Annotated in this window: 23 protein-coding genes, 1 tRNA gene and 2 pseudogenes; 21 read left to right on the forward strand and 5 right to left on the reverse strand. The window is 50.5% G+C overall.

Annotated elements, in window-relative coordinates; all coding sequences use genetic code 11:
* Position 1: 1 nt before the first annotated feature.
* From fliH to fliJ, 3 genes are read left to right on the forward strand one after another with little or no spacing between them, the layout of a single operon-like run.
* Complete coding sequence (fliH, locus tag VV869_RS15340; protein ID WP_443147324.1) at positions 2–877, forward strand: flagellar assembly protein FliH; 876 nt, start codon at positions 2–4, stop codon at positions 875–877.
* On the forward strand, positions 867–2,228 hold the full coding sequence (gene fliI, locus VV869_RS15345; RefSeq protein WP_337735803.1) for a flagellar protein export ATPase FliI: 1,362 nt from the start codon (positions 867–869) through the stop codon (positions 2,226–2,228). Before fliH ends, fliI begins: the two co-directional genes overlap by 11 nt.
* Before the next feature lie 2 nt (positions 2,229–2,230).
* A complete protein-coding gene (fliJ, locus tag VV869_RS15350; protein WP_337735804.1) occupies positions 2,231–2,674 on the forward strand; it encodes a flagellar export protein FliJ in 444 nt (147 codons plus the stop codon).
* Between the two features lie 117 nt (positions 2,675–2,791).
* On the opposite strand, the pseudogene VV869_RS15355 reads toward fliJ, so the two are convergent.
* Positions 2,792–3,682: pseudogene (locus tag VV869_RS15355) on the reverse strand (LysR family transcriptional regulator); the annotation flags it as partial.
* A gap of 159 nt (positions 3,683–3,841) precedes the next feature.
* Here VV869_RS15355 and VV869_RS15360 point away from each other — a divergent pair.
* Entirely contained in the window at positions 3,842–5,803 is a 1,962-nt protein-coding gene (locus VV869_RS15360) for a ligand-gated channel protein (protein WP_337735805.1), read from the forward strand.
* 88 nt (positions 5,804–5,891) lie between these two features.
* Here VV869_RS15360 and VV869_RS15365 read toward each other — a convergent pair whose 3' ends face one another.
* Positions 5,892–7,016, reverse strand: a complete 1,125-nt coding sequence (locus VV869_RS15365) for a M14 family metallopeptidase (RefSeq protein WP_337735806.1) — start codon at positions 7,014–7,016, stop codon at positions 5,892–5,894.
* 127 nt (positions 7,017–7,143) lie between these two features.
* Here VV869_RS15365 and VV869_RS15370 point away from each other — a divergent pair, with 127 nt between their 5' ends.
* The 3 genes from VV869_RS15370 (at position 7,144) to VV869_RS15380 (ending at position 10,487) form a co-directional block, all read left to right on the forward strand.
* Positions 7,144–7,596: an NUDIX domain-containing protein gene (locus VV869_RS15370; protein ID WP_337735807.1), complete on the forward strand. Its 453-nt coding sequence runs from the start codon at positions 7,144–7,146 to the stop codon at positions 7,594–7,596.
* Positions 7,597–7,757: 161 nt separating this feature from the next.
* Positions 7,758–7,848, forward strand: a tRNA-Ser gene (locus VV869_RS15375).
* Positions 7,849–8,507: 659 nt separating this feature from the next.
* Positions 8,508–10,487, forward strand: coding sequence for a methyl-accepting chemotaxis protein (locus VV869_RS15380; RefSeq protein WP_337735808.1), 1,980 nt, complete (start codon positions 8,508–8,510; stop codon positions 10,485–10,487).
* Positions 10,488–11,007: 520 nt separating this feature from the next.
* Here the strand turns inward: VV869_RS15380 and VV869_RS15385 are convergent.
* A complete protein-coding gene (locus VV869_RS15385; protein ID WP_337735809.1) occupies positions 11,008–11,529 on the reverse strand; it encodes a DUF2058 domain-containing protein in 522 nt (173 codons plus the stop codon).
* A 408-nt stretch (positions 11,530–11,937) separates the two neighbouring features.
* On the opposite strand from VV869_RS15385, the gene VV869_RS15390 reads away from it, so the two are divergent.
* The 5 genes from VV869_RS15390 (at position 11,938) to VV869_RS15410 (ending at position 14,916) form a co-directional block, all read left to right on the forward strand.
* A complete protein-coding gene (locus tag VV869_RS15390; protein ID WP_337735810.1) occupies positions 11,938–12,429 on the forward strand; it encodes a hypothetical protein in 492 nt (163 codons plus the stop codon).
* Between the two features lie 144 nt (positions 12,430–12,573).
* On the forward strand, positions 12,574–12,999 hold the full coding sequence (locus VV869_RS15395; protein WP_337735811.1) for a GNAT family N-acetyltransferase: 426 nt from the start codon (positions 12,574–12,576) through the stop codon (positions 12,997–12,999).
* A gap of 111 nt (positions 13,000–13,110) precedes the next feature.
* On the forward strand, positions 13,111–13,905 hold the full coding sequence (locus VV869_RS15400; RefSeq protein WP_337735812.1) for a carbon-nitrogen hydrolase family protein: 795 nt from the start codon (positions 13,111–13,113) through the stop codon (positions 13,903–13,905).
* Between the two features lie 103 nt (positions 13,906–14,008).
* On the forward strand, positions 14,009–14,401 hold the full coding sequence (locus VV869_RS15405) for an NUDIX hydrolase (RefSeq protein ID WP_337735813.1): 393 nt from the start codon (positions 14,009–14,011) through the stop codon (positions 14,399–14,401).
* A gap of 29 nt (positions 14,402–14,430) precedes the next feature.
* Positions 14,431–14,916, forward strand: a complete 486-nt coding sequence (locus VV869_RS15410) for a GNAT family N-acetyltransferase (RefSeq protein ID WP_337735814.1) — start codon at positions 14,431–14,433, stop codon at positions 14,914–14,916.
* Between the two features lie 178 nt (positions 14,917–15,094).
* Here VV869_RS15410 and VV869_RS15415 read toward each other — a convergent pair whose 3' ends face one another.
* On the reverse strand, positions 15,095–15,325 hold the full coding sequence (locus VV869_RS15415; protein WP_337735815.1) for a tautomerase family protein: 231 nt from the start codon (positions 15,323–15,325) through the stop codon (positions 15,095–15,097).
* Between the two features lie 19 nt (positions 15,326–15,344).
* Complete coding sequence (locus VV869_RS15420; protein WP_337735816.1) at positions 15,345–15,914, reverse strand: NAD(P)H-dependent oxidoreductase; 570 nt, start codon at positions 15,912–15,914, stop codon at positions 15,345–15,347.
* 141 nt (positions 15,915–16,055) lie between these two features.
* On the opposite strand from VV869_RS15420, the gene VV869_RS15425 reads away from it, so the two are divergent.
* The 9 genes and pseudogenes from VV869_RS15425 to VV869_RS15465 all read left to right on the forward strand — a co-directional run bounded on the left by VV869_RS15425 (position 16,056) and on the right by VV869_RS15465 (position 22,526).
* Positions 16,056–16,397: a winged helix-turn-helix transcriptional regulator gene (locus tag VV869_RS15425; protein WP_337735817.1), complete on the forward strand. Its 342-nt coding sequence runs from the start codon at positions 16,056–16,058 to the stop codon at positions 16,395–16,397.
* 56 nt (positions 16,398–16,453) lie between these two features.
* Complete coding sequence (locus tag VV869_RS15430) at positions 16,454–16,738, forward strand: MazG nucleotide pyrophosphohydrolase domain-containing protein (RefSeq protein WP_337735818.1); 285 nt, start codon at positions 16,454–16,456, stop codon at positions 16,736–16,738.
* A 217-nt stretch (positions 16,739–16,955) separates the two neighbouring features.
* Positions 16,956–17,792 (forward strand): sulfurtransferase, encoded by an 837-nt coding sequence (locus VV869_RS15435; protein WP_337735819.1) that lies wholly within the window; start codon positions 16,956–16,958, stop codon positions 17,790–17,792.
* Positions 17,793–18,033: 241 nt separating this feature from the next.
* Positions 18,034–19,914: an amidohydrolase gene (locus tag VV869_RS15440; protein ID WP_337735820.1), complete on the forward strand. Its 1,881-nt coding sequence runs from the start codon at positions 18,034–18,036 to the stop codon at positions 19,912–19,914.
* A 134-nt stretch (positions 19,915–20,048) separates the two neighbouring features.
* Positions 20,049–20,516: a GNAT family N-acetyltransferase gene (locus VV869_RS15445; RefSeq protein ID WP_337735821.1), complete on the forward strand. Its 468-nt coding sequence runs from the start codon at positions 20,049–20,051 to the stop codon at positions 20,514–20,516.
* Between the two features lie 212 nt (positions 20,517–20,728).
* Positions 20,729–21,364, forward strand: a pseudogene (locus VV869_RS15450) (LysE family translocator).
* A 52-nt stretch (positions 21,365–21,416) separates the two neighbouring features.
* Positions 21,417–21,755, forward strand: coding sequence for a cupin (locus VV869_RS15455; RefSeq protein WP_337735822.1), 339 nt, complete (start codon positions 21,417–21,419; stop codon positions 21,753–21,755).
* A gap of 21 nt (positions 21,756–21,776) precedes the next feature.
* Positions 21,777–22,070 carry an antibiotic biosynthesis monooxygenase family protein gene (locus VV869_RS15460; RefSeq protein WP_337735823.1) on the forward strand — a complete coding sequence of 98 codons (294 nt, stop codon included), beginning with the start codon at positions 21,777–21,779 and terminating at the stop codon, positions 22,068–22,070.
* Positions 22,071–22,268: 198 nt separating this feature from the next.
* Positions 22,269–22,526, forward strand: a complete 258-nt coding sequence (locus VV869_RS15465; RefSeq protein ID WP_337735824.1) for a hypothetical protein — start codon at positions 22,269–22,271, stop codon at positions 22,524–22,526.
* Positions 22,527–22,579: the final 53 nt, after the last annotated feature.

Below are 22,579 nucleotides of genomic sequence, written 5' to 3' on the forward strand. Positions count from 1 at the left end.
GATGAAGAAAAGTAATGTGATGCGCTTACAGCCGGGTCAGTACCGACTACACCGCTTTCCGCCGGTTGCCGAGCAGCAGCCGGTTCCCCATGCTGCTGATCCCGGTCTGTCTGGCGGTTATGAGAATCCGCTTGAATTGCAGGAACGGCTCGAAGCCGGTTTCCAGCAGGGCCTGCAACAAGGTCACCAGGAAGGATTGCAGCAGGGGATCGCGCAGGGGCACCAACAGGGGCTGATGGACGGTCAGAAAGAAGGTTATCAACAGGGCTTTGCCCGGGGTGAGCAGGCCGGTCAGGCGCAATTTGCCGCCGCCGCCGAGCCGGTGAGCGCTTTGCTGGGCCAACTGAGTCAGTGGCAGGCGGATAAGGAGCGTGAGCAGCGCATCCAAATCTGTGAGCTGGTGCAGAAAGTGGCGCAGCAGGTGATCCGGGCGGAACTAACCCTGATGCCGCAGCAAATTCTGGCCTTGGTGGATGAAACCCTGGAAGCGATGCCGGGCAAAACCGAGCAGGTGGTGGTGCACCTGAATCCGCAGGATCTTGAGCGGATCACCAATATCAATCCGAATTTGCCGCAAGCCTGGAAACTGGTGGCGAATTCGGAACTTACCATTGGCAGTTGCCAGTTGATGACGGATCACGCCGAGGCGGATGCCAGTTGCGATGCCCGTCTGGCGGCCTGTATGGAAACCGTGCGGGGACATTTGCTTGACGAGGAGCCAGGAGTCATAAGCGCTGAGGCGCAGCCGGATGCGACTCAGATAGACACCACTGAGGTTGATATCACGCAGGCTGATGCCGTCCCGACGGATGCCCCGGCAGTGCCTGCCGAGGGCGAAGACAGCGGTGATAGTGCGGAGGTGGTGAGTGAGCAGTAAAGGTCTCCTCACTGAACGATTGAGCGAGGCCATGGCCTCGCTCGATGCCATTCCGGTCGCCCGTGTGACCGGACAACTGGTGAAAGTCAACGGCCTGATGCTTCAGGCCGTGGGTTGTCGTTTCAGGCTTGAGCAACGTTGCCTGGTCGAAACGGCAGACGGCGAGATGATCGAAGCCCAAGTGGTGGGATTTGATCACCACGTGGCTTACCTGATGCCCATTCGTCAACTGGGTGGCCTGTTTGCCGGAGCGAAAGTGATTCCGCTTGACGGCGACAGCACCGTACAGCTCGGAGAGCACTGGATGGGTCGGGTGGTGAACGGCCTAGGTGAGCCGCTCGATGACGGTGGCCCGCTGAAAGGCGGAGAGCGGGTCGCGCTCGACACCTCGCCGATTAATCCGCTTAAGCGTCGTCCGGTCGATACCCCGCTGGATGTCGGGGTCCGGGCAATCAACGGCTTGATCACCCTGGGCAAGGGGCAGCGGATCGGCCTGATGGCCGGCAGCGGCGTGGGGAAAAGTGTGCTGCTGGGGATGATCACTAAAAACACTACCGCGGATGTGATTGTGGTCGGGTTGATTGGTGAGCGTGGTCGTGAGGTGCGTGAGTTTATTGAGCAGAACCTCGGCGAAGACGGACGCAAGCGCGCGGTGATCATCGCCGCGCCTGCCGATGAATCACCACTGATGCGGCTGCGGGCGACCAAGCTGTGTCACCGGACCGCGGAATATTTCCGCGATCAGGGCAAGGATGTCTTATTGCTGATGGATTCGCTGACCCGTTATGCGATGGCACAACGGGAAATCGCGTTGTCGCTGGGAGAGCCGCCGGCCTCCCGGGGATATCCGCCGTCGGTATTCAGCCTGTTGCCGCAGTTGCTGGAGCGTGCCGGGAACAGCGAGCATCCGAACGGCAGCCTGACGGCGATTTATACCGTGCTGGCAGACGGCGACGATCAACAGGATCCGGTGGTCGATTCGGCCCGGGCGATCCTGGATGGCCATGTGGTGCTGTCGCGAAACTTAGCCGAGCAGGGGCATTATCCAGCCATTGATATCAATGCATCGATCAGCCGCTGTATGAGTAACGTGACGAATAAATCCCACACGCTGGTGGCGAATCAGTTTCGCCAGCTGAACGCCAATTATCAGCAGGTGAAAGAGCTGCTGCCACTGGGCGGTTATCAACCGGGGCAGGATCCGGAGTTGGATCAGGCGGTGGCGATGCAACCGCAGTTGAAAGCGTATTTGCAACAGCAGGTAGACGAAGCTGCAGACTATCCGGGAAGCCTGACCCAATTGGCGCAGCTGTTCGGTAGCGGGCTGAATAGCGGACAGCAAGGAGGATAAGCATGAAAGGAAAACTTAAGGCTGCCGGCCAGCTCCAGCAGCTGGCGACGCAGCAACGTGATCGCCAGAGCAAGTTGTTTGCTCAGCAGCAACAGCAGAGCGAGCACTACCAGCGCCAGTTGGATGCATTACAGTTGCTCAAATCCGGCTGTCAGGGGGGCAGCACTGTGGGGAAAACGTCTCTGTCGAGCAGTACCTTGCAAAACAGCGCCACGGTACAAACCCAGCTTTCCCGGCTGCTCAACCATCACCAGCATGAGAAAGCGGTGATGGATGCACAGTGTCAGCAAAGTAAGATGCAGTTGGAAAAAAGCCACGCCCGGGTGAAGGGGTTGGAAACGGTGATCGATCGCTGGCAGGCGAAACAGCGCTTTGAGGAAGCCCGCAAAGCGCAAAGACAGTTGGAAGATCTGATCAATGCCCGCTATCGCCGTAAGCCGGTGTAATGCTTATTCGGCGCTCAGAGCCATAGGTTGCTGCACTGTGGTGAAGGGAGCCCTGGCTTCAAAAGGGGCCTTCGTCTCACAGGCGATCCCTTCTTTGAGCGAAGTATCCAGGTAAGTCCGCCATTCCGGTGGACACTGGCTGCGCAGCGTATCGAGTAACACTTTCACCCGCAGGGGCGGTCGTCCGGCGGTATAGTAGCAGGCAACTTCCGTCGCGGGTGGGTGCCATCCTTTCAGGCACTGGCGCACGCTCCCCGGGTGGGAGCGCTCAAATCCGTTTGCCAGCCAGATCGGCAACATGCCTATCCCTTTCCCCTTGGCAATCGCATCGGCCTGCATGGTCAGGCTGTCGCTACGCAGGCGACAGTTCACTGGCGGTAAATCATAGCTTCCTTCCTGCGCATGGATCAGGCTCAGCCCGGTTTGCCGGTGGGCCATCAGATCAATCCACGGGTGCTGAGGCAACTCACTAGGGTGCTCCGGCACCGGGTTTTCTGCCAGGTACGCTGGTGACGCATACAGCCCGAACTGCCAGTAACCCAGCAATTCACGGCGAAGCTGGTGCTCCGGCGGCGAACCGACCCAAATCATCAGATCAATGTCCTGACCGATCTCCGGCACCATCTGGGTGTGCAGGTTAATCTGTACATCCGGATGCTCCTGCATGAAAGGATGTAAGACTTTGGAGAACCAGCCCCGGATCAGGCTCGGGTGGATCACGACGTTCAGTTCGCCGGAAATTTCATTGTTCAGACTTTGTAATGCCTCGTGACTCTGCTCGGAAAGTGTAAGCATTTGTTTCGAAAATCGGGAAAATACATGTCCGGCTTGGGTCAGGGTCAGCCGGTTCCCCTGTCGGGTCACCAGGGCCTGACCGAGATCAGTCTCCAACTGGGCCAGTCGGCGGCTCAGGGTGGATTTAGGCTGGTTCAGGGCCTCCGCCGCAGCGGTCAGGCTTTGGTACTGACACAGGGCATCGAAGGCTTTGATTGCGGCTAGATCATGCATTGTGCATTAATTCTCATATCAATAGTTATGGAAAACAGCAACCCATAAGCTGTTCCATAAATGGAAAGCGCAGTTCCGCATATCTCCCTAGTGATTTGTGTTTACTTAGGGAAAAATCCGCAACCGAATTAGTAATGATTATCATTTAAGGAGTTATGTATGTCCAGACCTATGCCTGCGGTATTGCCTCTAGTGGCGGCAATTGCATCGGTTATGTCGGGAACTGTACTGGCGAAATCATCTGAGCCGACGGAAACCATGGTGGTGACGGCCGCGGGTTACGAGCAGCTGCAGGCCGATGCGCCGGCCAGCATCAGCGTGATTTCCCGCAGCGATCTGGAAAAGCGGTATTACCGCGATGTGACAGACGCGCTGCGTGACGTTCCTGGGGTGGTGATCACCGGGGGGGGCGACACAACCGATATCAGCCTGCGTGGCATGGGCTCCAAATACACGCTGATCCTGGTCGATGGCAAGCGCCAGTCATCTCGTGAAACCCGACCAAACAGTGATGGTCCGGGCATCGAGCAGGGCTGGCTGCCACCGCTGCAAGCCATTGAGCGTATCGAGGTCATTCGTGGTCCGATGTCAACGCTATACGGCTCGGATGCGATCGGCGGGGTGATTAACGTGATCACCCGTAAAGTCAACCAGGAATGGGCCGGTAACGTCCAGATCGATACCATCATCCAGGAAGACAGTCATTCCGGCGATCAGCGTAGCGCCAACTTCTTTTTGAACGGTCCATTGGTGAATGACAAGCTGGGCCTGCAATTGTACGGTCAGACGACGCAGCGCGACGAAGATAACATTGCGCAAGGTTTTGAAGATAAATCACTGAACAGCGTGACCGGGCGACTGAACTACCAGGTGAATGAATCCAACCTGATCCAATTTGAAGCCGGGGTATCCGAGCAGGATCGCCGGGGCAATGTTGGTCTGTCGGTACCGACGACAGGCTGCCGTGGCGAGTGTAAAGACTCTTTGAATGAATACCGCCGCACGCACTACGCGCTGACGCACCAGGGGAACTGGGATGCGTTAAGCACGGACGCTTATGTGCAGCATGAGATCAGCACCAACAAAAGCCGTCAGATGGAGATCGCCAACACCACGGCCAAAGCCAGCATGTTCATGCCATTGGGTGATCACTTGCTGACGATGGGGGCGGAAGTGAGCCATGCATCTCTGGATGATGAGTCGTCCAACAAAGCGAAAAACTCAAGCCGGACACACATTTCAAACACCCAAATGGCGGCATTCATCGAAGATGAGTGGGGCTTGACCGAGACATTTGCTCTGACTTTGGGCGCTCGTCTGGATCATGACGATAACTATGGCGATCACATCAGTCCGCGGATGTACGGGGTGTGGCACTTCGCTGAAGACTGGACCCTGAAAGGTGGGGTCTCGACCGGTTTCCGCTCACCACAGTTGCGTGAAATCACAGCCGACTGGGCGCAGGTTAGCAAAGGCGGGAATATTTACGGGAACCCGGATCTGGAGCCGGAGAAGTCGGTCAACAAGGAAATTGGTCTGTTGTACTCGAACCTGGATGGGCTGACGGCTGGCCTGACCCTGTTCCACAATGACTTTGATGACAAGATCACCCGCGTGGTGTGCCCGGACACCGTGTGTACTTCTGGCCCGAACCAGTGGGGTTCTGATCCGACGTACCGTGTAAATGTGGACGAAGCAATCACCCGTGGTGTGGAAGCCTCGCTGATGGCGCCGTTGACGGACACGCTGACCATGAATGCCAGCTACACCTATACCGATTCTGAGCAGAAGACCGGGAAATATAAAGGGCAGCCGTTGAACCAGTTGCCGGAGCACCTGGCCAATGCGGGTCTGGACTGGCTGATGAACGACACGACCAGCAGCTGGCTGAAAGTGACGTATCGTGGCGAAGAAAGCCAGCCGGTCACCACGCCATCAAGCAAGACGTTTGTGGCGCCGTCTTCAACCTTTGTTGATGCGGGCCTGACCTATCAGCTGACTGAGAATGCGCGAGTGAAAGCGGCGATTTATAACCTGCTGGATGAGTCGATCACCTACGAAGAATACCAGTACGTCGAAGATGGTCGTCGTTACTGGCTGGGCATGGATGTCGCCTTCTAAGCAGTCGAACAGGCAAACATACGTATAACAAAAAAGAGGCTCACTTCGGTGAGCCTCTTTTAATTCCGTTTAGTTTTGCGCAGGGCGATTAAACCTTGGCAATCACGGCCTGAACTGCGGCCAGCATGTCCTGACCAAACGCCACGCTTCGCTCCGGTGACCAACCGTAGAAGCTGTCCGGATGGAGGTTGTGATCCTTGAATGGCATTTCTACAGTGTAGGACAGGCACTTGAACTGCTCCGCCACCCAGTTCGAGCCAACCGTCAGGTTCGCTTCGCCCGGCTTATCTTTGTTGTAACCGTGCTCGTCCTGAAACTCCGGGGTGATGGTCAGCAGTGCTTGTTTGAAGGCCTGCTCCAGTTCAGCCATGCGCGCATCGTAAGATGGGACGCCTTCACTTCCGGCAACAAAGTTATACGGGATCGCTTCGTCCCCATGGATATCCAGGAACAGATCAATCCCGGTGGCCAGCATGCGCTCACGGACCAGGTAAACTTCCGGGCTCTTCTCCATCGACGGCGTTTGCCATTCGCGGTTCAGGTTCACCCCGACCGCATTAGTACGCAGGTGACCGCGGATACTGCCGTCCGGGTTCATGTTTGGTACCACGTGGAACACTGCTGTTTCCAGCAGCGCCCGGCCCACGGTGTCGGTATCATCCAGCAGGCGTTGCAGCAGGCCTTCAATAAACCACTCGGCCATGGTTTCACCCGGGTGCTGACGACCGATGATCCAGACGTTCTTCTTCTCATCCGACGGCTCACCGATGGTCAGCAGGCTCATGTCGTTGCCGTCCAGGGTGCTGCCCAGAGTCTCCAGGCGACATTCCGGATGCAGTTGTGCCTGATGCAACAGATCCTGGTGACGATCGTAGCTGTACGGTGCAAAGTAGGCGAAATACATCGAGTGATGTTCCGGGATCATCTTGAAGGTCAGTGTGTCACCGTCAAACTCGGCCGGGATGCGGAACCACTCTTCGCGATCATAAGACGCCACCACATCGTAGCCTTGCCAGCCTTCCGGGTAGGCGGATTTGGCCAGGTTCAGCAGCTTGATCTGGTGCTCGGTATGCGGCTGACTCTCCAGGCGGAAGTGGAACCACTGGTAGAACTCAGACTGGTTATCGTTCGGGATCGTCAGTTGGATGTCATTGGCGTCGTCGGCTTTGACGACATTGATATTGCCGCTTTCGAAATTACTGAATATTTTCATGGTGATCTTGCGTTATTGGAGGATGAATGCCTGAGGTTAGCACAACTTTGGTGCAGGGCTGAAAAAGGATCAGTAGATCCGGGAAGAACGGTTTATCATGACCCGGTTTGAAAGCAGGGGGATTAGAATGACGTTTCACTATCAGGCGCGAGGGATCATCACCTCGGGAGCGTATGTGTTGTTGGTGCGGGCCAAAGGGGAAGACAAAACCTTCTTGCCCGGCGGGCACATTGAATTTGCCGAGCCAGCCAAACAGGCGCTCAAGCGTGAGCTGTGGGAAGAGGCGTCCATTGATGCTGAGGTGGGCGAATTTATCGGCGCGGCGGAGAATGAGTGGTTCGAACGGGACACGCGCAATGCCGAAATCAACCTGATCTTCGCGGTGAAAACGGAGTTGCAGGCGCTGCAACCGGTCATCTCCAACGAGTCGCATCTGGAGTTCCTTTGGGCACATCAAACCGAGATGGAACAATTCAATTTGTATCCGGTGTCATTACGGGATCTCATCGCAACTGGAGTCAGCCCAGAGCAGGCTTTCTGGGGCTCAGGTATTGAAGAAAAGTCTGTGGAAGCGGAATAATTCGCCGAGATTGATGGTCTGTTATTACGCGTTGTTGCTATTTATTCGTCAAACCTCGGGAAATATCAGAAAAATTTGAAAGATTCGCTGAACAATTGAGCAGTTGAGTCTCTTGGGGTTTTACAATACCCGCCGTACTGGGTATGATTCATCGCACTTACGGAGAGATGGCTGAGTGGTTGAAAGCACCGGTCTTGAAAACCGGCATACGTTAATAGCGTATCTAGGGTTCAAATCCCTATCTCTCCGCCACATTCGAAACCCCAGCCACTGTGCTGGGGTTTATCGTTTTTGGTTAATTGGCAATGAAAGAGATAGGGTGCCGAACCCTAGAGCAGGGGTCAGCCGAGCGCAGCGAGACAACGTTGCTAGCCGAAGGCGCTTTAGAGCAACGGCCCGAAGGGCGAAGTAAATCCCTATCTCTCCGCCACATTTAAAAGCCCTGTCGTCAGACAGGGCTTTTCTCGTTTCTGGTGAGGTGCTGAGTGTCGGGATTTGAAAAATCCTCCCATACCCAAAGCGCTCCGCCACATTTGCAACCCCAGCTTCCGAGCTGGGGTTTTGTGTTTCTGGGCATTGGCATTGTTGTGACGATGGTTTTCCTCAGATCATTATTTGTCTGGTCACTGAATTAATAAAAACGAGGTTTACACCTTTGTTCAAAGGAGGCTGTGGATAAGAAATAAACAACGCGGTGATAATTTCGAAAATCCTTCTTAATTTATTTTGAGCACATTGTTAATAACGAAGTAAATATTGTTTCAAGTCATGGTGGGATTTATGTGCCTGAATAGAATGACTGGTAATGTACAACCAAGCTGAAAAATTCAAGCAATACGCCCTGCTTAGCCGTGCAAATAGTATGGATTAATGCCGAGGTCTGTAACGCATGAACACCGACAAGAAATAAAATGAATCTGTCTAACTTCTCCTTTAAGCAAAAAATCGTTGTTTTGCTTGCTTTGCCTGTGCTCGCTTTTCTCTTTTTAAGCGGGTCTTCAATTTCTCATAGTGTGTCGACGACCCGTGAGATGGCTTCTCTGAATCAACTCATTAGGTTGTCTGTTTCATATAGTGAACTTGTTCATGAATTACAAAAAGAGCGAGGCATGACTGCGGGATATCTTGGTTCCCATGGCAGCCAGTTTGGCGATGAACTCAGATCCCAGCAACAAGCTACCGATAGCAAACGGAATCAACGTATTAGTGACTGGCAGTCGGCTGATATCGACCTGCACGAAATACAGCAGCTCAATGATGCTATTGATCAGGGCCTGCGTGACATTGAATCCATTCGTCGCCGGGTTGAGACGCAGTCGATTTCACTGCCGGATGCGCTTGCTTATTACACTCAGCTTAATCATAAATTGCTGAGCGTCTCTGGCCTGATTGCGGAGATCAGTACAAACCCGGCCATCACGAAAGAAACTGTTGCTTACTATAATTTCCTACAGGGTAAGGAGCGAGCGGGCATTGAGCGTGCCGTTCTCAGTAACACTTTTTCAAAAGATGCGTTTACAACCGGCATGCTGGTGAAGTTTATTGCTTTAGTAACGGAGCAAGAGACTTATTTCGATAATTTTAATGTACTGACGAATGACACCAACAAGCAGTATTTTTCACAGCAGCTGAATGACAAGTCTGTTCAAGAAGTCAATAAGTTTCGAGAACTAGCCAAGGCGCAGTCCAGCCAATTCGATGTTGATCCAGTCTACTGGTTTGCACAAGCAACGAAACGGATTGGTCAGCTGAAAAAGATTGAAAATGAAGTCGCGGCTTCTCTGATCAAGCTTACAGAGGAAAAGTATCAAGCTGCTCAAACATCAATGACGGTCAATCTCATCATTTTCCTGCTGACTACGCTGACCGTGGCGGTTGTGAGCTATGTTGTGATTAAAGACCTCACTGCGCGGGTCAACGACTTAACTTCCGTGATGGCAAAGGTGAGAGAAGAAAATGATTTAACCGCCCGTGCTCAGTATATCGATACGAGTGAACTGGGATCGATTTCTTCAGCCTTAAACTCGACCTTGGCGCAGTTTTCCCACGTGATCGATAATCTTTCAAACTCAAGTATGACCCTTGCGTCTGCGGCGGAGGAAACCTCCCAGACATGTCAGTACAACTCAACATCCATGGTTGAGCAGCAAGAGCAAATTGGATTGATAGCCACGGCGATTGAGGAGCTTTCTACCACTGTCAATGAAGTGGCCAGCAAAACGCAGCAAACGTCTGAATCTGCCAAATTGGCTGACGAACAGACGCTCAATGGCTTAAGAACGGTACAGCATTCTTACCAATCTATTGAAGGGTTGGCTGCAGAAATCGATGGTTTGGCAGAGAAAATTATCCACCTGCACGACAGTAGTAACAATATCCACAACGTGGTGGATGTGATTAAATCCGTCGCAGATCAAACGAATTTACTGGCTTTGAATGCTGCGATTGAAGCTGCTCGCGCCGGCGATCAAGGACGTGGTTTTGCTGTTGTTGCCGACGAAGTCAGAAAGCTTGCACAGCGCACACAAGAATCAACCGCTGAAATTGAGGGCTTTATTAATTCGTTGCGATCCGATGTTGAATCAGCATTTCATCTCATTGAGAACAATCAGACCAAGGCCATGGCGGCTGTTCAAGATTCCAGAAATGTAGAGCAGACGCTTGAGGGAATTTCTGAATCTGTCAGTCAAATCTTCAGCATGACAGAGCAGATTGCGACGGCGACTGAAGAGCAGGCCGTTGTGACTCAGGACATTGCCAAAAACATCATGACAGTCGAAGACAAGTCGACAGAATCGACGACCGGGGCAGCTCAAATCGCTTCGACAGCGAGGGAGCAAGCAGAGTTAGCAACAACCCTGAGAAAACTGGCGAATACTTTCAAAATTTAGCGGCTTGACGGGGTTTGACTCAACGAGACAACAGAATGGTATTGGGTTAAAACTAAAATATCTTGCTTGTGACGACGATATGGTTTCATCAACCGTATCGTCAAATATCACCGTTAAGGCTGCCCCAGAAAACCTGATCATGCTGAAAGTCAGGTTTATCGCTGGGTCAATTTGCCATGTACCGAAATCACTTCCCTTTTATGTAAGGCCCCAGCCACTGAGCTGGGGTTTTGCGTCTCTGATGCTCCGCGCCTTGGCCGTTACTCTGAACGCTAGCTAACTTGTTCTTTTTTCAATCATTGATTGAATGTCTGCACGAAATTGTATTCAATGAGATGCATTTTGTTATCAATATTAACGATACGACCGTAGGAGCGTAACCTAAGGGCGGTAGCATGGCTGGCTGAGTTTGTGGCCGGATGTGATTGTGACAAACGGGGGAGAGCGATGAGCTCAGTTCGCAGGTGCAAAGAGGATGAGAATTGAGCTGCCAACTGTGGATGAGGCAGCTCGATCTGAATTACCACATGAGATCGTCTGGAACGACGAAGTCAGCATAAGGGTCGTCTTCAGCGATGACGTCAGATTCCGGCTCTTTCTGGTCGATGATGGACTCAGGATCTCGCTGTGCAATTTTGTTGGCAACTGTGCTTGGGATGACAACATAGCGGTCTTCATCGCGCGCAATGGCCAGCACTCCCTTTATCAGCTGCTCCCGAACGGCGCCCGTCATATAGAGTGATTTTACAAGCGTCCCATCAGTGAAGTTGTATTTGATGTCACCATCACCCAAATCAATCTTGTTCATGTTAATTAACATCTTGATTTGAGCCTGAATTTCCTTCGTGAGGCGCTGTTCATTCTGTTGTGCGCTTAACGCTTTATCATGCTCTTGTTGTTGGCGCTTCTTCTCTTCAATCGCCGCTTTGACTTCACGGGCTTGAACGCGTGATTTTTTAGGGCGTTTCTTGGCTTTTTCCAGTTTACTTTTGCTGATGAGGCCAGCTTGTTGTAACTGCTCTTGGAGTGTCAGTTTTGCCATGATGTTCTCGGTATGCGTGGTTTGTGGACATTCTACTGAGTCATCTCGGCTAAATAAAGTGATGGTTGCAAGTCACTTCGTACAAGTGACATGTATAAGCAAGAACGGCTTGCCGACGATCATTGGCGGCTCCCTATCTAAAATCGTGCCGCCCTCGGGCACTTTGTGTTGGTCTGCCGGTGGTGCATGGCTCAAGTGCCGGGAAGTGTTCGGAGTGATGTCTCAGTTACTCTGTATCAAACACAGGTGGCATGTTTTTCGATATTGTTTTCAGTGAGACGCACTGGGTGGTCAGTACCCATGAGGTGACTATAAGAACGTGACTTATGACCGGTCGCGTGGGGTTATCCGTGTCAGGTGCTATTTCTCGTGTTTTCCATTTACGGCTGATTATTATACTGAGAGTTCATGTTGAATATTTTTATCGTAATAAAGTTGTTTTTGAAATATATTATCGTGCCTGTTATCAATGTCATTCTCTCATTATGTGTGCTTGCTGGTGGATTTTATTTTATTATTTTCACCTTTGGCGGGTGGCTGCCGGAGACTTGTTCTGTTGACGGTATTCGTTGTTATTCATTGATGTTATCGATGGCATTCGGTTCGATTGTTTTAGTCTTAGGTGTTCTCACTCGAATATTGATTCACTTGTCTTCGGAACTTCACGAATACAAAAAAAAGCTATACCGAGGCATAGCGTTTGGGTACGGGAAAATCCAGTATTTCATTTATCCAATTGGTTTTTTAAAAGAAATTTATTTATCATATCGAACCAATTCAATGAATCGGAAGCTCTATTTGATTTCAAAATTAATTCATTATGTGGCGACATACTCAGCATTCGCAACAATGATATTCCTGTTTATTGGGATTTTAAGCGCTGTTGTCTATGAAATGTAGCGTGTTGAATAAGGTCATTCTGAAATTTCTTTGTAAGAAACGCATCAGGTTTAGAAACGGCGACGTTGTAATAACGGCAGGTTTAACAGACCTGGATTTTTACTATTAACCATTATTGAAAATAATGCAAAGGAGGCAGTTTTCGTGCAAGGATATAAAATCAGCACAACCCAAGATGACTTTGATTTCGAAGTGATCTATCAAGTGATTTCACAAAGCTACTGGGCGAGTGGGATCCCCCGGGAAATCCTCGCCAAGGCGATCGCTAATTCATTGTGCTTTGGTGTTTATGAAGACACGGGACAGCAAGTCGGGTTCGCCCGACTGATCACGGACAAAGCCACTTTTGCCTACCTGGCTGATGTGTTTATTGTTCAGTCGCATCAAGGCCTGGGGTTAAGTAAGTGGCTCATTGAGCACATTGTTGCGCACCCTGAGCTTCAGGGATTACGCCGTATGGTTTTAGCGACACGGGATGCGCATGGGCTGTATGCTCAATATGGTTTTAAAGCTATCGAAAACCCGGAGATTTTCATGCAAATCTGGCAACCTGATGTTTATCGGGTATGAATGAAGTGACTGATATTGAATTGTCTCCGATGAAATGGAGATGATCGGCAAACAGTGGTGGGGTGCAACGTCGGGCCTGTCGTTGCTTTTTAAAAGAATAAGGATTATTGCTTGAAAATAGGCATCGTACAAATGCCCATGGCATGGACGTTGGAAAAAAATGTGAATGTAATATGCAGCACAATAACAAAGCACGCTGCACTTGATGTTCTGGTGTTCCCGGAATTAGCCATCACTGGATTTCATCGGAAGATTCCACGGGAAAGCTGCCCGGATCGGATTTCGCAAGCGTTGACTCAGATAAAAAAGCACTGTAGGCAATCAAAGACTCTGGCCTTTATCGGATATCCGATCATTGATCATGGGAAAATATACAATGGCTATGCTGCGATTGATGAGCATGGGATGATTGCTGCGACCTGGAGAAAAGTCGGGCTCACCGAGAGTGAGGCAACATTCTTCGAACCAGGCGTGGGACGTGATGTCTTTGCGCATACCTTTGGGCGTTTTAGTACTTTTATCTGTCGGGAAGCAAGTGACTATGACTGGTTTATCGAAGAAGTAAGCGTTCATCAGCCAGAATACATTATCTGGCCCGGCTATGTGAGTCAGCCTGAAGTTGTTCCGCTGCAAGTCGGTGAAGACTATGATGAGGGCGCTTCAAAGATCGCTTTGACTCTCAAAGCTGTGGTTGTTCAATGTAATTGGCCTCAGTCACTGAATAAAGCGGGCGAAGAGAATCTAGGGCTAGGTGGCAGCAAAATCTTCGGTCCAACTGGGGAAGTACTGTGTCAGTTACCTCTCGATCAACCTTGTCTTGCGGTATTCGATACGGAAAGCCTGGCGCTATGCTCGGTTGAGCATTTTAAAGTAGATTCCGAAGTTTTAGCTGTTGATGTTGGTTGAATCACAGACGAGTCAATATTTGATTTCTACGCCGTGTTCTTCCTTCTTGATCGGGCCACCACATGTGGCGCCTTATTGATTCGGTTTTACAAAGGAACTATAGATGCAAGTGCATGAATGTGTGTCTTTTCTGCTCATTGAAGATGGCCAGATTTTGCTGGAAAAACGCGCGGAAGATAAAGCAACTGATCCGGGGCTGATCGCCATTCCCGGCGGCCACATTGAGGGTGGTGAAAGCCAACTTCAAACGTTGTTCCGGGAAATGAAAGAAGAACTGGATGTCACTCCCCAAGCTTACCAATACTTATGTTCGCTGTACCATCCGACCAAAGAATTACAGCTCATTCATTACTATGTGGTGAATGCTTGGGAAGGGGCGTTGCGCTCGCTGGAAGCCGAAACGATTGAGTGGTATCCAATATCGGCAGCACCGATCGATATTCGGGCTGATCAAGTGGCTTTATCTGAGTATCAAAGGGTCAGTCGTTACTTGTAAGCAAGGTTTGATTTCTAGGAGGAGATTCAATGATCAGGGAAATGACGAAAGAAGATTTTGCAGCATTTTGGCCTTGTTTTGAGTCAGTGATCAAAGCGCAGGAAACATATGCCTTTGACCCGGAGATGGACTTTGAGGAAGCATATCAACTGTGGTGTGCAACGCCCCTGAAAGCGTTTGTGTTTGCTGAAGGTGGGCAAGTCTTGGGCTCTTACTACATCAGGGCCAATGGCATGGGGCCGAGTAACCACATCTGTAATTGCGGTTATATGGTCACGAAAGCTGCCCGGGGAAAAGGCATCGCGAGACAACTTTGCGAGCATTCGCAGCAAATTGCCATTGAGCTAGGCTTTGAAGCCATGCAGTTTAACTCGGTGGTCTCAACCAATGCAGTGGCCGTCAAGTTATGGCAAACACTGGGATATCAGATCATCGGCACGATCCCGCGGGCTTATCGCCACAAACGATTAGGCTATGTGGATAGCTATATCATGCATAAGCAGCTCAAAGCATGAGTTGGTGATTTAGAATCTTTGCCTATAATGTACTGTTGCAATTTAGTGATGGACAAGTTGTGAGAGAAGCCCCCTGAATAATAATTTCCCAACAAAGCTCCCCACTGCGTCATTCCGGTGTCATGTGACAACGTGCCTTAGCGGGGGAGCGATGTTGCAGGTACATGAAAGACGGAAGTTATTCCGTGTGAAACTCACACCCTACCTGCAACTTGGCAGTTTGCTTTAATTGAGCCACGGTTTTTCCGCCCAGTGCGATGTGGTGATTGGGGAGCTCCCGTATCGAGACCATGAACATGGCCTCTGGGATCCCGGTGATTTCAGCGGATGTTTGGGTTAACCGCTCAATGAGCGCTTGTTTGACGTCATCGGACAGTTGTCCGGACTCGAACGCAATAAAAGGCATCATTCCTCCTGGGTGGGAACAGTTAAGCAACGTTCAGCAATCGATATTGGCTAATCTGTTGGATTAAACGATCGGCGTGATCTTCTGCTCGTTGTGCGATGGCCTCTTTTTCGTTCCAGACGCCCGGAATGTAAACCATATCATGGCTGATGACAGGGGGTTGCCATACCATCCCACAGAACTTCGCGGTTTGCTGGATTGGTGTCAGAAATGTCGTCAATGGAAAGCTATTATTGCCACCTTCCTGGTACGAGCTTTCCGGGCCACCCACGGTGACAGACGCCATGAGCCCTTTGCCGTGTAATTGATCGCCTTTTGAGCCGTAGGCGAATCCGTATTGCAGGACTTGATCCATCCACTCTTTGAGGAGTCCGGGAACGTTGTACCAGTGAATCGGGTATTGCAGGATGATCAAGTCGGCATTGATTAATGCTTGCTGCTCGGCTTCGATATCGATTTTAAAGTCGGGATACAACCGGTAGAGATCACGCACTTCTACATGATTTATTTCTTTTAGTCGGGTCATGATTCGATGATTGGCAATGGAGCCATGTGCCAGATCAGCGTGCGCCAGTAAAACTAAAATATTCATTGCTTGTCCTTACATCATTGTGTTTTATCTATTCCCGGGAGTCGGGATGGAAAGAACATAACAAACCCCGACTTCTTTCGTAAGAACGCAATTTTTTGATACTCAGTACCCTTTTATATACCTATGGAGTTTTTAAAACGAATGGCTCACACAGATTATGAGTGTAATCAGGGTTGCCCGGTTGAAGCCGCTCTGGAGGTGATCGGCGCAAAATGGCGTGGTGCAATTCTTTACCATTTACTGCAAGATACGCTTCGTTTTAACGAAATTAGACGCCTGATGCCTGAGATTACACAGCGCATGCTGACCAAGCAATTGCGGGATCTGGAAGCTCATGCGCTGATTTCACGCACGGTTTATCCTGAGGTTCCTCCTCGGGTGGAATACAGCATTACCGACTATGGAAAAACTTTAGCGCCGGTCATTACCGCCCTCCATAGGTGGGGGCGACAACACCTGGATAAAGTGAATTCGTCCCGTTGAAAACAAAGAGAGTGAACTCCCGGCATGGCCGAGTTCGTTAAATTAAGAAGGAAGTTATGAAAATCTCCGAATTACAGGCGTATATTCAATCGTTCGATTTTGCGCCAGAATATTCACATTGCTATTTTCTGAAGCTGATCGAAGAGGTCGGCGAGTTGTCCGAAGCGATCAATCAACAAAAATTCGGTCAGCCGGAACTGGCGGAATTAAAAGGGTCAGTCGCAGAAGAGTTGTATGACGTGCTGTATTACGTGTGTGCATTGGCGAATGTGCATGGGGTCGATCTTGAGCGCACCCATGAACTGAAGGAAGTGCTGAACAAAGCCAAATACAATCGCTGAATATCTCAATAACAGCCGTAACTTTCATCGCGCGGCACAAAAATATGGCACCGGCACATTTCACAGCGAAACTTCGGTGTTGGATGATATCGATAAAGGCTGAGTCACTAAAACTATCGGACAAAACGCTGGTGGCAGCAAAGGCGTGATCAAGCGTGTAAGGCCGCGGCGCTTCGTGATGTCCGTTGTTTTCAAATTTTAATCAATCGGAGTGAATATGGAATTTCCACTCGTGACAACCCATTGGCTGGCTGAACATTTACACTTGGAGAATCTTGTCATCCTGGATGCAAGTATGGGGAAAGTGGTTGGGAAGCAGCCGATTGTTTACGATCAGCCAATTTTCATCCCAAAGAGCCAACGCCTTGATTTAGAAACTACCTTTTGTGATTTGGCATCGGATCAAATCCATGCATTTCCTACTGTGCAGCAATTTACTTCGGCGGCGCAGTCGCTGGGAATTAACGCCGATAGCCTGGTCGTGATTTATGATAACCAAGGGGTGTATTCATCTCCGAGAGTCTGGTGGATATTTCAAGCCATGGGGTTTGGTAATGCCTTTGTGCTGGATGGCGGCTTGCCGCAGTGGCTCGCTGAGAACCGGGATACGGTAAGCACCGTAGCGCCCGAAACGAAACATTTCGGCAATATTGAAGGGGAAGCCCTGCCAGGGCGGATCTGTGATTCGCAGTATATTCTTGAACGGTTGGATCGGGAGCAGATCACCGTGCTGGATGTCCGGGCGCAAGACCGTTTTTTGGGGCGGGCTCCAGAGCCGAGAGCGGGCGTGCGCTCGGGCCATATTCCGGGGGCGTTAAACTTACCGTTTACTGAGGTGCTTGATGGCCACGGATTGAAAAGTCCGGCGCAATTAACACAAATCTTTGACCGACTGCTCGTCAATCAGCCAAATCAACTGATTTTTTCCTGCGGCTCCGGGATCACGGCATGCGTCGTGTTATTGGCTGCGGTGATTGCCGGGTATCAAAACACGGTGTTGTATGACGGCTCTTGGTCGGATTGGGGCAGTCAGCCATCATTGCCGATTGAGTAGTTTCCCCCCGATTTTGACGCAGTAAGACGCCCTTGATTGGTTGTGATCCTCCGGTGAGTGATCTGTAATCCCGTGTAATACATTTATCAGTAGCCTTGAGAAAGAATGAAGACTCATTTGTTCACCTCACCAGTCACTGAATAAGGGAATCAAGATGAGTCACAATCATAGCCATCAAGGGTGCGCACAATGTGCCTGTCATAATCCGTTATGGACCACGTTTGCAGGACATCATTCCAGCTTGAGCAATTCAGCCGATACAGATGCCGGCAAGCTTCAATATCCGGAAGATCTGCTGCCAACGACGAGTGTTATGTATTCCGGTGGCATTATTCGACCAATGATTGACGGCTGTACAGACACCGTGGAGGCCATCGGCTTTGATGGCGGTAAAGTCGTGGCGGTCGGCAGTGTTGCTGAGGTGAGCGTGCAAATGCGAGCCTTAGGGATGCACCCGGACAATCACATCCTGCTCAAAGAAAAACAAACCTTGTTGCCCGGTTTAATTGAGCCCCATGTCCATATTGTCCCGACGGCATTAACCATGGGTTGGCTGGATTTGGGGCCGTATCTTGGTCAGGATTTAAATTTAGAGTATGACCTGGAATATCTGAAGTCCGTGATTCAATCAGCCCAGCTAAAACAAGGCGAGTGGATTTTAGGGACTGGTGTGGATCCTGCGCTGATGCCCTTTGTGGGAAGTGAGGATGATCCACAACTCTATCAGTTGGATCTGGACCAGTTAACCGACTTGGAGCCTGTTCATCCGGTTTATCTGATTTCGGCATCTTTGCATACCGCTTATATCAACGAAGCGGCGCTGGAATTGATTGCTAAGAAGCTGCCGGAAGCTGAGCGTGCCTCATTTCTTGAGACGGTGAAGGAACAAGGGGCGTTGCAGGAATTAGAGCAAATGACCCTCGGGTTTGATTGTATACCTCCAACACAAAAAGCGGCGATTAAGGCGGAGCTGGATCAGCATATCGCGTCTATTTTCGACACCGCCAATCAGCGTGGCGTCACCACGATGTTTGAAGCCGGGATGCGATTTGAATCTGTCGATGAAAACGGCAAGATTCAATCTAAGATGATCTCAATTCTTGAAGATTTCAGGTCATCCCATGCGCATAACGTCCGGGTGGGTTACGCACTGTTGTGTGAAACACAGGACGATGCCAATGCGCTTCCTGGTTATGAAGCATTGACAGAACAAGACATGGGCACGTTATTCCAAAGTGCGGTCAAGTTAGTGTCTGACGGCTCGAACCAAGGGCTAACGGGTTACCAGTCCACCCCTTACTGTTGTGAGCCAAAGGATAACTACGGCATTTTCAACTTCAGTTATGAGCCGGACTCGGCCCTGCTCCCATGTTGCTCTGAGCCCAGCGAAGCAGAGAAGCCGAATTATCTAAATCTGGTCACGACCATCGTCGAAAAAAACTGGCCCATTCTGATTCATGCCAATGGCGATCAAGCGGTTGATTATACGCTGGAAGTGTATGGAAAGGCCCTCAATCACCGCTCCGGGCTTGATAAGCGCCATCGTATCGAGCATTGCTCGCTCCTGAGTGACGCCAGCGCGGATAAAATGATGGCGCTGGGCATTTCACCCAGTTTCTTAATTGGGCATGTGGGCTACTGGGGTTATGCCTTTGAAGAGGTGATTTTTAAAGAAAAATCCCAGTTATTGGACCGGTGCCGGACAATGCTGGATAAAGGCGCGCGTATCACGCTTCACAGCGACTTATCGGTCACACCGTTAGGCCCGTTGCGGATGATGGAGCAGGCGGTCACCCGGGTGATGGAGAAATCTCCGGAACTTTCCCCGCTGAATGCGGATGAGCGGATCACCCGTGAGGAAGCACTCAGAGCGATCACCCTGGATGCCGCCTGGCAATGTCATGTTGACTCTTGGGTTGGGAGCCTGGAGCAAGGAAAGCTGGCTGATTACGTCATTCTGGAAGATGATCCGATCACTGTCGAGAAAAGCATACAAATCAGGGGCATTCGTGTTCTTCAAACCTGGGTCGGCGGGAAGCTTCGCTACCCTAAACCTGAGAACCCTGATCAAAAAGTTGAGCAGGTTGCGGTCGGCACGAACACAGAACTAACGCCGGCTTAATCAAACTGTTTTAATCATCTTCTGCCGCAGTGGGCCAGTACCACTGCGGTATTTTTCTTTTTCAAGAATCGCGAACTGCCGGTCACCGTGGACTGACGTGGGCAACCGGATACTTAAGTAGCTTAGGAGAAGCAATGGAAATTAGTCAGGCTGTCCCCGTTGATGCTGAGGCTGTGGTCCGGCTCATCAAAGATGTTTCGCAAGTGGATATTCTGCCTGACTTGAGTGAGGCGGGTAAGCAAGCCTACAGGTCGAGCGTTCTATTGAATATTGAACAAGTGTTCGACAATTCGAAGTTTTATTGCCTGAAAGCCGTGATGGACGGTGAAGTAGTCGGTTTTGGTGCCTTGCGTGATGGCAATTACCTGACGCATCTGTTTATTTCAAAGCAAGTGCAAGGAAGCGGACTCGGCAAACAGCTCCTCGGCCGTTTACTTCACGCCACCAATGCCCGGGAAATCACTTTGCGCTCGTCAGTGAATGCGGTCGGGTTTTATCAGGCCTACGGCTTTGAACGGACGGGAGAGGAGTCTCAGTTTCATGGCATCCGGTTTGTTCCGATGCGTTTGATGCGTCAGGACCCTGCGGGAAGCAGAGACTGAACGGCCCTAAATCACGGACAGGGCGTTTTTCACTCTCGGTTTGTGTTGTTGATACTCGTGTTGTTTTGTATGGTTGTTCATGCATAATGGCGCGTCTGGTTGCCTGGTCGAGCGCGTCCGTTTTGGAGGAAGGCGCACGGCTGGTCAAAACGACAAGCGTTGAACACAATCCTGTGTTCTGATTGGTGACGTCGTGATAAGGAAGTTGCAACATGCTCGGCATTGAAAATTTATGGTTGTTTGTCGTTTCTGGTCTTCTGTTGAACCTCATTCCCGGTCCGGATTCGCTCCTGATTATCGGGCGTGGGGCAACCCAGGGATTTAAAGCCGGCTCTGCAGCGGCGCAGGGGATCGGCACGGGCACTCTCATTCACATCCTGGCCGCGGCATTCGGGCTGTAGGCAATTCTGGCCACCTCTGCGATGGCCTTTACCGTCGTGAAGTTGATTGGCGGTGCGTATTTGATTTACATGGCGATCACCATGTTACTTCAGCGCCATGAAGCCGGTGAGGCGCCCACAGCGAAACCGGTCAAAACATCACTGTCCCGGATTTACTCTCAAGGGTTCATCACGAATCTGTTTAATCCTAAAATCGCGTTTTTTTTCCTGGCCTTTGTGCCCCAGTTTATTTCCGCATCCAGCGACAATAAGGCGCTGGCATTTATTGTGCTCGGGTTGATTTTCAACTTTAACGGTATGTTGTGGTGCCATTTTCTCGCCTGGCTTTCTTCAACCGTGAGCAATCGACTCTCGGTGAATGAAAATGTACAAAAATGGCTGTCTCGCATGACGGCGAGCTTATTTGGTGTATTTGGCGTGAAGTTGCTGATTTCAGGTCAGAGTTAACGACACGCCCCGTCTAAAACCCGCTCTCGGGATTGTTGATGTGTGATGCCGGATGATGAATGAACAAGGACGTGACAATATGGAAATCACGAGAAGTCAGAATTTTACAGCCGATCGAGCGTGGGGCGCTAAAACAATTGCCAAGATGAATGGCATGACCACGCGACTTCACTGGACCGATCAGCCGTACAAATGGCATGTCAATGATGGTGAAGAAGTCTTTGTCGTTTTGCATGGCCGGGTAGAAATGTTTTTTAAACAGGCGGGGCAAACATCCTCCGCCATATTGGAAGCGGGCGATATTTTTTATGCGTCGATAGGGACAGAGCATGTCGCTCATCCCATCGGGGAAGCCCGTATTTTGGTTATTGAAAAAGAAGGTAGTGTGTAAAAATTCGCGAAGGAGACGCAAATGTTTGCAGTAATATTCAGAGCAAAAACCGGTGTTCAGGATCATCAATATTCAGAGATGGTGTCTGTGATGCGCAACCTGGCTTTCGACAAGTACGGCTGTCTGGATTTTATCGCAGTGACCGAAGGGGAGCAGGAAATCGCGATTTCATACTGGGCATCTGAAGACGATATCCAGCGCTGGCACAAGGACAGCCAGCACGTGGTGGCGCAGCAGTTTGGCCGTGAAAAGTGGTATGCGTCATACACTGTCCAGGTTGTTGAAGTGAAAAGGCAATACAGATTCAACGAGTAGTGGCTGAGCCAGTTACAGTCCTGGTTGCGCCTGAAAAGATCGTTCCGGCGCAACCTCTGGCAACAATGTTGTGGTGTTCGACGGGAATTCGGTGAACAACTGTTCGTCAGCTTTCACTGATTGTTAGCGGGCTCAATGTATGTGCAATACATCACTGATAGCATTGACGGAAATCATTACCTGTAGTGTAGGTTTCCTATGAATAATCAATCACGTAGTAAGTCCATCGCCATTATTTCAGCGATTTTTTTAGTCTTCGGTTTCGTCCTGCTTCAATTGGATGTCTGGGGTTTGGTGCCGATTTTTGTCATTGTTATCTCCTTCTTTATGCTCGTCACTTATGGCTTTCTTCATCTCTCCGGCAACAAGCGTGGCGATGTCTATGAGGTGTATCAGGACGCGGCCAAAACAAGAGCGACTGCGTTAGAGTCGGGACTAAAAAATAAGAAAGACTAGTCACCGGAAACCTGCTTCTCATCAAGGGTTCAACAAATTCAAAAACAGCTCAC

Origin of the sequence: Photobacterium sp. MCCC 1A19761 (assembly GCF_037389125.1) — a bacterium.
In the GTDB taxonomy this organism is placed as follows: Bacteria; Pseudomonadota; Gammaproteobacteria; order Enterobacterales; family Vibrionaceae; genus Photobacterium.